General features: G+C 46.8%; 11 protein-coding genes. 10 read left to right on the top strand and 1 reads right to left on the bottom strand.

Going from position 1 to position 11,013, the window contains the following annotated elements:
• The first annotated feature begins 4 nt into the window (after positions 1–4).
• The 4 genes from deoB (at position 5) to DIJ65_RS07830 (ending at position 4,524) form a co-directional block, all read left to right on the top strand.
• Entirely contained in the window at positions 5–1,189 is a 1,185-nt protein-coding gene (gene deoB, locus DIJ65_RS07815; protein WP_117300888.1) for a phosphopentomutase, read from the top strand.
• Between the two features lie 18 nt (positions 1,190–1,207).
• Positions 1,208–2,512 (top strand): pyrimidine-nucleoside phosphorylase, encoded by a 1,305-nt coding sequence (locus DIJ65_RS07820; RefSeq protein WP_117300890.1) that lies wholly within the window; start codon positions 1,208–1,210, stop codon positions 2,510–2,512.
• A 60-nt stretch (positions 2,513–2,572) separates the two neighbouring features.
• Positions 2,573–3,895, top strand: coding sequence for a diaminopimelate decarboxylase (gene lysA / locus DIJ65_RS07825; protein WP_117300892.1), 1,323 nt, complete (start codon positions 2,573–2,575; stop codon positions 3,893–3,895).
• A 269-nt stretch (positions 3,896–4,164) separates the two neighbouring features.
• Positions 4,165–4,524 carry a GNAT family N-acetyltransferase gene (locus DIJ65_RS07830; protein WP_071152120.1) on the top strand — a complete coding sequence of 120 codons (360 nt, stop codon included), beginning with the start codon at positions 4,165–4,167 and terminating at the stop codon, positions 4,522–4,524.
• Between the two features lies 1 nt (position 4,525).
• Here the strand turns inward: DIJ65_RS07830 and DIJ65_RS07835 are convergent, their stop codons facing one another.
• Entirely contained in the window at positions 4,526–5,026 is a 501-nt protein-coding gene (locus DIJ65_RS07835) for a DUF309 domain-containing protein (protein WP_117300894.1), read from the bottom strand.
• Between the two features lie 59 nt (positions 5,027–5,085).
• On the opposite strand from DIJ65_RS07835, the gene DIJ65_RS07840 reads away from it, so the two are divergent.
• The 6 genes from DIJ65_RS07840 (at position 5,086) to ccsB (ending at position 10,817) form a co-directional block, all read left to right on the top strand.
• A complete protein-coding gene (locus tag DIJ65_RS07840) occupies positions 5,086–5,859 on the top strand; it encodes a segregation/condensation protein A (protein WP_071152119.1) in 774 nt (257 codons plus the stop codon).
• A complete protein-coding gene (scpB, locus tag DIJ65_RS07845) occupies positions 5,837–6,430 on the top strand; it encodes an SMC-Scp complex subunit ScpB (protein ID WP_117300896.1) in 594 nt (197 codons plus the stop codon). The genes DIJ65_RS07840 and scpB overlap by 23 nt, the downstream gene beginning before the upstream one ends.
• Before the next feature lie 134 nt (positions 6,431–6,564).
• Entirely contained in the window at positions 6,565–7,296 is a 732-nt protein-coding gene (locus tag DIJ65_RS07850; RefSeq protein ID WP_117300898.1) for a pseudouridine synthase, read from the top strand.
• A gap of 89 nt (positions 7,297–7,385) precedes the next feature.
• On the top strand, positions 7,386–7,946 hold the full coding sequence (gene resA, locus DIJ65_RS07855; RefSeq protein WP_117300900.1) for a thiol-disulfide oxidoreductase ResA: 561 nt from the start codon (positions 7,386–7,388) through the stop codon (positions 7,944–7,946).
• Positions 7,947–7,959: 13 nt separating this feature from the next.
• Positions 7,960–9,636, top strand: coding sequence for a cytochrome c biogenesis ResB family protein (locus DIJ65_RS07860; RefSeq protein WP_117300902.1), 1,677 nt, complete (start codon positions 7,960–7,962; stop codon positions 9,634–9,636).
• Positions 9,633–10,817 (top strand): c-type cytochrome biogenesis protein CcsB, encoded by a 1,185-nt coding sequence (ccsB, locus tag DIJ65_RS07865; RefSeq protein WP_117300904.1) that lies wholly within the window; start codon positions 9,633–9,635, stop codon positions 10,815–10,817. The genes DIJ65_RS07860 and ccsB overlap by 4 nt, the downstream gene beginning before the upstream one ends.
• Positions 10,818–11,013: the final 196 nt, after the last annotated feature.

Genomic DNA, 11,013 nt, shown 5'->3' on the forward strand with positions numbered 1-11,013 from the left:
TTAAATGACAAACAAACGATTTAATCGCATTCATTTAGTTGTTCTGGATTCCGTGGGGATTGGCGAAGCCCCTGATGCTGAAGCATTCGGCGATAAAGGTTCCGATACACTGGGCCATATCGCTGAAGCAGTGGGTGGTTTGAACATGCCGAATATGGAACGGTTGGGCCTCGGCAATATCAAGGCGGCAGAAGGGATTTCCCCTGTAACTTCACCGGAAGCTTATTATGGGCGCCTGCAGGAAGCATCTGTCGGAAAAGACACGATGACCGGACACTGGGAGATCATGGGGCTGAATATTGATACGCCATTCAAGGTCTATCCTGATGGTTTCCCGCCGGAACTGATTGCACAACTCGAAGAAAAAACGGGGCGCAAAGTAATCGGCAACAAACCTGCCAGCGGCACAGAAATTTTGGATGAACTTGGGGAAGAACACATGAAAACCGGCGCAATCATCGTCTATACTTCCGCTGATCCGGTTCTTCAGATTGCAGCGCATGAAGAAGTCGTGCCGCTTGAGGAACTGTATAAAATCTGTGAAATAGCGCGGGAACTGACCCTGTCGCCCGAATTTTTGGTGGGCCGGGTAATCGCCCGTCCTTTCCTTGGGGAAAAAGGGGCGTTTAAACGGACAACGAATCGACATGATTACGCCCTGACACCATTCAGCCGGACAGTCATGAACGAATTGAAGGATAACGGCAAGGATGTCATCGCCATCGGAAAAATTGATGATATTTATAACGGAGCAGGTGTAACCAAAGCGCTTCGCACGAAAGACAACACTGACGGAATGGACATACTGGCTCAAGTGGCCGGAGAACCCTTCACCGGCATCAGCTTCCTGAACCTGGTTGATTTTGATGCGCTGTTCGGACATCGCCGGGATCCACATGGATACGGAGCGGCACTTGAAGAATTCGACCGCCGATTGCCTGAAGTTCTGGAAAAGATGGACAGCGAAGATCTTTTGATCCTCACTGCTGACCATGGCAACGACCCGACATTCTCGGGCACGGACCATACACGCGAATTTGTCCCTTTGCTGGCCTATTCACCGCGCTTTGCCAGAGGGAAAGAATTGGGGCTCGGTTCCACATTTGCGGATATTGGTGCCACAATTGCTGATAACTTCTCCGTGCCGATGCCGGAGTTCGGAACAAGCTTCCTGTCAAAATTAAAATAACAAAGGTGGTTACCCTGCATGAGAATGGTAGATTTGATCGAAAAGAAAAGAGACGGTTTTGAACTTTCAACAGAAGAAATTCAATATATCGTTACTGGCTATACAGCTGGCGATATTGATGATTACCAGATGAGCGCATTTTTAATGGCTGTCTATTTCCAGAACATGACCGACCGCGAACGTGCGGACCTGACGATGGCCATGGCCGCTTCAGGAGATCAGATTGACCTTTCCGCAATTGACGGCATTAAAGTGGACAAGCATTCCACAGGGGGTGTCGGAGATACGACGACATTGGTTCTGGGGCCATTGGTAGCTGCATGCGGAGTGCCGGTAGCAAAAATGAGCGGACGCGGCCTCGGCCATACAGGCGGTACGATCGATAAACTGGAAGCCATCGAAGGTTTCCATGTTGAACTGTCCACGGAAGACTTTATCAAACAGGTTAACGATATCAAAGTGGCGGTTATCGGCCAAAGCGGCAACCTGACACCTGCTGATAAAAAGCTATATGCACTTCGGGATGTTACGGCTACTGTAAACAGTATTCCGTTGATCGCCAGCTCGATCATGAGCAAAAAGATTGCAGCCGGAGCTGACGCCATCGTGCTCGACGTGAAGACGGGTGAAGGTGCATTTATGAAAACGGCTGAAGATGCTGAGGAATTGGCACATGCCATGGTCGGCATCGGCAATGCCACAGGACGCAAGACAATGGCGATCATTTCTGATATGAGCCAGCCTCTGGGCTTTGCCATCGGCAATGCGCTGGAAGTAAAAGAGGCAATTGAAACATTGCAGGGCAAAGGACCTGAAGATCTCACCGAACTTTGCCTCGTGCTCGGCAGCCAGATGGTCGTTGTAGGCGGAAAAGCAGATAACCTGGATCAGGCACGCAAAATGCTGGAAGAAGTAATCGACAATGGGAAAGCATTGGAAGTGTTCCGCCAGTTTATCAAAGCCCAGGGCGGAAATCCTTCAGTAGTGGACGACGTCAGCTTATTACCGCAGGCGAAATTCGTGAAAGAGGTTCCATCCCAGAAAGAAGGTTACGTTTCCTTTATGGAAGCAGACGAAATCGGTACTGCAGCAATGGTGTTGGGAGCTGGCAGAGCAACAAAAGACTCCGAGATTGATTTGGCTGTAGGCATCGTGCTTCACAAAAAAGTCGGTGATTTCGTCCGGAAAGGTGAGGCGATAGCGACTGTCTATTCAAATACAGAGGACCTCGCACAATGCCTGGAGATGTTATATAATAGTATAGAATTCAAAGATGAACCGGTTGAAAAGATTCAGCTGATTTCAAAATTGATTACAGACTAGGAAAATCTTGCCGGAAACTCCGGCAAGGTTTTTTCAAATTTTCCATTCAGGGGGACAATTATGCATTTATACGGGACTCAAACCATCGACGGACATGGCCACTTAACTATCGGAGGGGTCGATTCGGTCGATTTGGCCAAAGAATATGGGACTCCGCTGTTTGTTTATGATATCGAACTTTTCCGGAACCGGGCACAGGCCTTCCAGCAAACTTTTGAAAACGCCGGTATCGGTTATCAGGTGGCATATGCCAGCAAAGCTTTTTCAAGTGTTGCAATCTATCAGGTTGCGGCTCAGGAAAACCTTTCGCTTGATGTGGTATCCAGTGGAGAATTATTCACAGCTGTTAAAGCGGGTTTTCCGAAAGAAAAGATTCACTTCCATGGCAATAATAAAAGCATCGATGAACTGATGATGGCGTTTCAAGAAGAAATAGGGTGCATCGTTGTAGATAATTTTCACGAAATTTCACAGCTGAAATTTCTTTCTGAGAAGCTGGAACAGCCGATGAATATACTTCTGAGGGTTACACCGGGAATTGAAGCCCATACGCACGATTATATTACAACCGGCCAGGAAGACTCGAAATTCGGGTTTGATCTGAATAACGGCCAGGCTGATGAAGCATTCCAACAAACTTACCAGCATGAATTCCTGAACGTTCTCGGCCTTCATTGCCACATCGGTTCACAGATTTTTGATACCGCCGCATTCCGGCTGGCCGCGGAAAAATTGGTCAAAAAAATGGCGGTTTGGCAAAAAGAATTTGGCTACCGATGCGAAGTGTTGAATCTGGGCGGTGGTTTCGGGATACGCTATACAGACGAAGACCAGCCTCTTGAGCCCTCACAATATGTAAAAGAGATGATCGAAACGGTTAAGGAAATTTCCGGGGAGGCAGAATTCCCTGTTCCTGAAATCTGGATTGAGCCCGGACGTTCGTTGGTAGGGGATGCAGGCACCACGCTTTATACAATAGGTTCGATGAAGGAAGTTCCGGGGGTTCGGAAATACATTGCGGTGGATGGCGGCATGTCCGATAATATCAGACCGGCGTTATACGGGGCGGCCTACAGCTCGCTGATTGCCAACAAAGCGGGCCAGGCACTGACAGAAACTTATACGGTAGCCGGAAAATGCTGTGAATCGGGAGACAAGCTGATTGAACGGGCAGAACTGCCTGAAGCTTCTGCCGGAGACATTTTGGCGGTATTCTGCACAGGCGCATACGGCTATTCGATGGCGAGCAATTATAACCGCATTGCACGCCCTGCAATCGTATTTGCAGAAAATGGTACGCATCAGCTGGCGGTCAGACGCGAGACGAATGACGATATGACCCGTCTTGATCTGGAATACAGGGCCGGGGCGAAACGAAAATGAGGAACACCAATATTGTACTTCTCATCATCCTATTGGTGATGGCGATTGGCTGGAGCCTGGCTTATTGGTTTTTCTTTGCAGATCAGGTAGGGTGAGTTTGCACGACCGCTTTTCCCTGTCCCTGCATCGCTGCGCCGGCTTCGTCGCAAAGAGCCGGCGCCAAAAAGTTTGAGCCAGCTCTCGCTGCCACCTTTCTTCTGAACTTGAGTTATTAAGGGATATATAGTAGGATAAGTTAAGTTGCTTTAAGATGAAAACGAGGGATTATTATGTTATACAGATACAAAAAATCATTCGAAAAAATTGCAATGGGTTTGCTGTCGTTCATGCCGAAAGAGCGTGAACTGAAAAAATTGCAGCAGACGATGCATATATATGAAGAAAATCCGGATTGGCAATTATATCTTTGGAAAAAAAATGAGGATTTTGTCGGGCTGCTGGGCATTGAAATGGCTGAAGACCGTTTCACGGTCCATCATATTTCCGTTAATCCTTCCCATCGCGGTGAAGGCATCGGACGTGCAATGATCGAAAAAATCCAACAGATCATGCAAGACAAAAAAATGCTTGCGACAAAAGAAACTGAAGCTTTCCTTACAAAATGTCCATCAAAAAAAGGCGAACTCTAATTTAAAGGTTCCGCCTTTTTTTTTGTTCCCGCAAATTGATGATTGATGTCCGGTCCCGAAGCCTGTGTTTGTGCATTAAAAAATGGGCGTCCAGAGTCTCGGATGGATTTTTAGCCATATGATGCCTGACTGCCTGGGCCAGTTCCTCTGATACGACAGGCAACCTGTAAGGAGTGAATGCTGTCCGGGCTGTTACTGCTTCGATTGAACCTGAAAGCTGATTCGCCAGGATTTTTCCGTCAAAGCCTTCTGTCCAAATTCCTGCATCCGACAATTTGTCTTTGGCCCGGATGAAAGAGCGCAGTGCCCCCGGGAAGTTGCTTCGGCGCCAATGGTACATGCCGACAGACATCTGGATCCACCCCGCAAGCGGATGCGTCTTGTCTTTCGGGGCGACATCCTTCCAATATTCTTCGCCGACTTCGTGGCATTCGAAATAATCTTCATTGGAATTGAAGTGTATGATGTATTGGATAAAGAGTGGATGATGGAGTGGGTGCATTTTGATCCCCTTTCTACTATAATATATTGAGTATCTTTAACAGTCAGGTGGTTGGAAGAATGTCCTATGAAGTAAAGGTGGAGGCTTTTGAAGGGCCCCTTGATTTATTATTGCATTTAATACACCGTTTGGAAATTGATATATACGATATTCCGGTTTCTCAAATCACTACCCAGTATATGGAGCATATCCGCGCGATGCAAGTTCTTGAGCTTAATGAGGCGAGTGAATATCTGGTTTTTGCGGCCACTCTGCTGGCTATAAAAAGCAAAACGTTGCTGCCGGTCCATCAGGGCGACCTTGAAGATCCTGATTATGAGTTTGAAGAGCAGGATCCCCGGGATGAACTGGTTTCCCGGCTGATCGAATACCGGAAATTCAAGGAAGCTTCTGCACAGCTTAAGGAATTGGAAAGCGGGAGAGCGGCCATCTTCACGAAGCCGCCGATGGATTTGTCGGAATATCAGACCCTTGCCCCTTTTGAGAATATCGACCTTGAAGTCAATGCTTACGATATGCTTGGCGCATTCCAGAAACTAATGCGCAGAAAGAAATTGAAGGCGCCGTTGTCAGCCCGAATTGCCAGGCAGGAATTGTCCATCAAGGATCAGATGGCATCCATTGTCAGCACTTTAAAGGCGGCAAACGGAAAAGCGCACTTTACGGAATTATTCGCACACGATGACCGGTCAGTCATGGTGGTATCTTTCCTGTCGTTACTGGAGCTGATGAAAAGGCAAGTCGTGGCAGTCGACCAGGAAAAGAACTTCACCGATCTGATGGTCGAACTGAGAAAGGAATCGTGGAACTATGATGACGCATCTTTCAAGTAAAATAGAAGCTTTGCTGTTTGTAGCCGGTGATGACGGCCTTTCGATGAAGCAGCTTGAATTTCTGACCGAGGCCGAAGAAAAGGTGATTTCAGATGAAATTGCCGCAATGGCGGTAAGATATGAACAAACTGAAACGGCTGGAATCGTGATCAAGGAATTGGCTGGTGTCTATCAACTGGTTACGAAAAAAGAAGTAGCCGACACGATTCAACGTCTAGTGGAAAACCCGACCGTCCAGTCCCTATCCCAGGCCTCCCTCGAAGTTTTGGCAATCATCGCCTACAAGCAGCCCATTACAAGAGTGGAGATAGAAGATCTCAGAGGCGTAAAAAGTGAAAAGGCTTTATATACCCTTGCCGGCAAAGGACTTATTCAGGAAACCGGCAGAGCAGAAGGAACGGGACGTGCGATTCTTTACGGCACGACCGGCGAGTTCCTGAATTATTTTGGGCTGAAGAACCTCGATGAACTGCCTGCGCTGCCGGAAGAAGCGGGAGCAGACACGGAAGATGAAACGGACCTTTTCATGACCAAATTCCAGGAAGCATTCAAAGAAGAAGCGAAAGTATAACATATAGTAAGTTGATTTAAAGAACCAGCAAAATTATGACGCTTCGGCTAATGTCTTTGAAGCTGTTTTGCGGAATATCGGCTACTGAAATTTATTTATTCAATATAGAACATTAAATTAGATGGGGTGAGTTTATGGAACGATTGCAAAAAATGCTGGCACATGCCGGCGTCGCTTCAAGACGAAAAGCGGAACAAATGATTTTGGACGGAAAAGTCCGCGTGAACGGAAAAGTGATCAAGGAATTGGGCACGAAAGTTTCCAGTTCGGATACGATTGAAGTCGAAGGCGTACAACTTGAAAAAGAACAGAAAGTCTATTTCTTATTGTACAAACCGCGCGGTGTCATATCAGCGGTAACAGATGATAAAAATCGGAAAGTGGTTACAGACTTTTTTGAAGGGATAGATAAGCGGATTTATCCTGTGGGACGCCTGGATTATGATACGTCCGGTTTGTTGATCATGACCAATGATGGAGAATTCGCAAATATCCTTACACACCCGAAATATGAAATTGATAAGACTTATGTGGCAAGACTGAAGGGGATACCTGAAAAGGATGAACTTCGGAAATTGGAAAAAGGCATCAAGTTGGAAGACGGGATGACGGCGCCAGCGAAGGTTAAACTCCTTTCAGGTGACAGCAAACAGGGCAAAGGGATCGTCCAGATTACAATTCACGAAGGCAGAAACCGTCAGGTAAGAAGAATGTTCGAAGCAATTGGCTATCCTGTACAAAAACTGAGCCGCGAACAATTCGGATTTTTGACGTTGCACGGACTGAATGCAGGAGAGTCGCGCCAATTGACATCGCATGAAGTGAAACTGCTGCGTGTCATGGCTGAAACAGGCAAGAGGCACTAACGTTCACAAACCCTTCAAAACTCCGGGTTTTTTGTATATTAAACTTTGCTATAATGGGTTCAATAATGACCTCGGAGGAGGAACTACGCATGTCAGAAGATAAAAAAGCGAAAAAACCGATAAAAAAAAGAAACCGCGCGATCATGCGTTCAGCCATATTAGCTTTGCTGGTATTCGCAATCGGCTACACAATCTATAACAGTGTCACCGCTGAGGATGTCGAATTTTTGAGAACAGGCGATAAGGCTCCGGATTTTGTCCTCAAGGATATGGAAGGCAACCAACACAAGCTGTCAGATTATAAAGGCCAGGGTGTATTCCTGAATTTCTGGGGCACCTGGTGTGAACCCTGCGTTGAAGAAATGCCTGCCATGGACAGGCAGTATAAAGAGTTCGAAGAACAGGGTGTACAAGTACTTGCTGTAAATATCGCCCAATCTGATTTCGAAGTGCAGTCATTTGTTGATCGTTTCAAATTGTCTTTTCCGGTAGTGATAGATAAATCCAAATCGGTTATGACGGCTTATAATATCAGGCCTTTACCGACTACCATTCTCGTCAATCCGGAAGGTGAGATTGAGCGGATTGTCACCGGTGAAATGTCGGAACAGGATATTAAAGGCTTCATGGAAGAAATCAGACCTCAATAAGGAGTTTTTTGGGATGGAAAATTTGCAATGTAAATGTGGACACATTAATCCGCCTGGAACAATTCTGTGTGAATCCTGCGGCCGTTCATTGACTGAAGAAGAACAGAACAAAAAATTGGCGGACATGCGCTACGAAGGAACTGCCCGCCGCTCTCAGACTTACAATAAATCAATAATCGATAAGATATGGAATTTCTTTTCGAGTGTGAAAGTGGGCGTCAGCATCATTGCATTGCTGCTGGTTGCAGCCGCGGTCGGCACTATATTGCCCCAAGCCCAGTATGTTAATGTACCGGTCAGAAATGACGCAACCATCAAAGCCTATTACGCTGATGTCTACGGTGAAATCGGCAAAATCTATCATTTCCTCGGCTTCCATGATCTCTATGGATCGATCTGGTTCATTGTTTTGGTCGGCATGTTGGCCATTTCACTTATCGTGGCCAGTCTGGACCGATTTGTACCTTTATACCGCTCGTTAAAAAACCAGCGCGTACTGCGCCATCGCAGCTTCATGAATAAGCAGCGGATCTATGCTGAAGGCGATGCACCAGCAGACGCCATGCAAAAGGCTGAGGGGAAACTGAAAGAGCTGAAATATAATGTGACAGTCGATAAAAATGGCTTGCTTGCAGAAAAAGGCCGTTTTTCACGATGGGGCCCTTATGTGAATCACATAGGCCTCATCATTTTCCTGTTCGGGGTCATGCTTCGCATGATGCCCGGATTTTATGTGGACGAAACGCTGTGGATTCGCGAAGGAGAGACTCGGGCAATCCCGGAAGCACCTGGTTACTTCCTGGAAAATGAGAACTTCACCCTTGAAACATACACAGGCGAAGGCGAGGAAGCAAAGTTTGAAGAAGCCATTGACCGCGTAGGTTCTGTCGCCAAGAACTATCAAACGGATATCGTTCTCTATGAGGCACCGGAAGAAAGTCTTCCCGGAGCTACCGACGAGATGGAAAAAGTCAAAGAACATGCTATCCAGGTCAATCAACCGTTGAAATTTGACGGTTATGCCGTTTACCAGATGGATTTCCGTCAGAATGAGTTGAGAGCAATGACTTTCGATCTGACGAATAAGGAAACGGAAGAATCGCTTGGTTCACTGACGGTCGATCTGGTCAATCCTGAGAAATCCTATGATTTGGGCAATGATGCCCGTGTTGATCTGCTGGGTTATTACCCGGATTTTTCAGGCTTTGAGGACGGCGAACCACAAACAGAAACTCCGATTCCGAACAACCCCGGATTTCTTGTAAGAATGTTTACGCCGGAAACTCCTGAGGGCGAAGTCAGTTTTATCGTCATACAGAATACGATTGAACCGTTGGGAGATAATCAGTATAAACTTACTTTCCAGGGAGCCGAAACCCGTGACGTTTCAGGTTTGACCATACGGAAAGACAAAACATTGCCAATCCTCGGGCTTGGTGGGCTGATCTTTATGATCGGCGTCGCCCAGGGCATGTATTTCAACCATCGCCGTTTCTGGATTCAACAGCAGGCGGATGGCTCGCTTATTATGGCTGGTCATACAAACAAAAACTGGTTCGGTCTCAAGAAAGATCTTGACCAGGTTTCCGAACATGCATCTCTTCCACCTTACACAGATCAGCAGGAAGAGATTGAGACACAGGAAAAGCTGAAGAATCAGCAGAAAGTGGAAGGTGATGAATTGTCATGACATTGGCGGATATAAGTTCAAATTTACTGTACGTCGCTTTCGTAGCGTACTTGATCGCCACATTCGTTTTCGGTGGGGCAGTCAGAGGCAATAAGGAAGGCTCATTCAAATCCGAAGGCCGTTGGGGGAACATCGCTTTCATCATCACCATAATCGGATTTCTTTCTCATCTGGGTTACTTCTTTACCCGGTGGGGAGCGACCGGGCATGCACCATTAAGCAATATGTTTGAGTTCACCACAGCTTTCGGTATGACCCTGGTTGGTGGATTCATCGTCATCTACCTGCTTTATAGAACGCCGGTACTTGGCATGGTCGTTCTGCCGATCGCTTTGCTGATTATCGCGTTTGCCAGTATGTTCCCGAGCGAGGTCAGTCCGCTGATTCCTGCGCTGCAGACAAATTGGCTGGCGATCCATGTCAGCACTGTCGTGATAGCTGAAGGGATTTTGGCAATAAGTGCAGGTGCAGGATTGATTTACCTGCTGAAAGTTGTTGATATGACCAAAAAGTCGAACCAGCGATTTTGGCTGGAAGCGATGATGTATTCACTGGTTGTTGTAATGGGATTCGTCGTTGCAAACAGTTACTTTACCTTGACCGGCTACGAAGCCGAATTTACCTATATTGATAAAGATGATAATGAGTCTTCAATCACTTATAATATGCCGCCACTTGTCGGGATGAACGAGTACACCGCTTTGACGGATGATGCGATGGAGCCATTATTCCAAACTCCTCCCATTATCAATGCCGGCAAAGTTACTACTATACTGTGGTCGCTTATTTTCGGAACAGCACTGTACTGGTCCATCCGGTTGATTGCACGCAAGCGAATTGCAGCGATCTTCAAGCCGTACGTCAAAAACGTTAATCTGCAATTAATGGATGAAATCAATTACCGCGCAGTAATTATCGGTTTTCCGTTGTTTACGCTTGGCGCATTGATCTTCGCCATGATTTGGGCACAGATTGCCTGGTCTCGTTTCTGGGGCTGGGATCCAAAAGAGGTATGGGCACTTGTCACCTGGTTATTCTACGCTGCGTATCTTCACCTTCGTCTCGGCAAAGGCTGGCAGGGCGAGAAATCAGCATGGCTTGCTGTCGGTGGATTTGCCATCATCATGTTCAACCTGGTGGCGGTCAACCTGATTATTGCCGGACTGCATTCCTACGCTTAAGGCATTGAATGAATACTAGATAAGGTGAATTTAAAGTATCAGACTAAATATGCCGCGCCGGCGCTAGAGAGATTTCTAGAGATATGGAGCAAAACAGCGAAGACGCCATGGGGAGCAACGCTCTTTCATGTCTCGAAGCTAGCGCAGCGATGCAGAGACAGAAACGAAGTTGGCTTTCCAACTTCGTTTCGACGAA

The organism is Planococcus salinarum, assembly GCF_007004625.1.
GTDB classification, from domain to species: domain Bacteria; phylum Bacillota; class Bacilli; order Bacillales_A; family Planococcaceae; genus Planococcus; species Planococcus salinarum.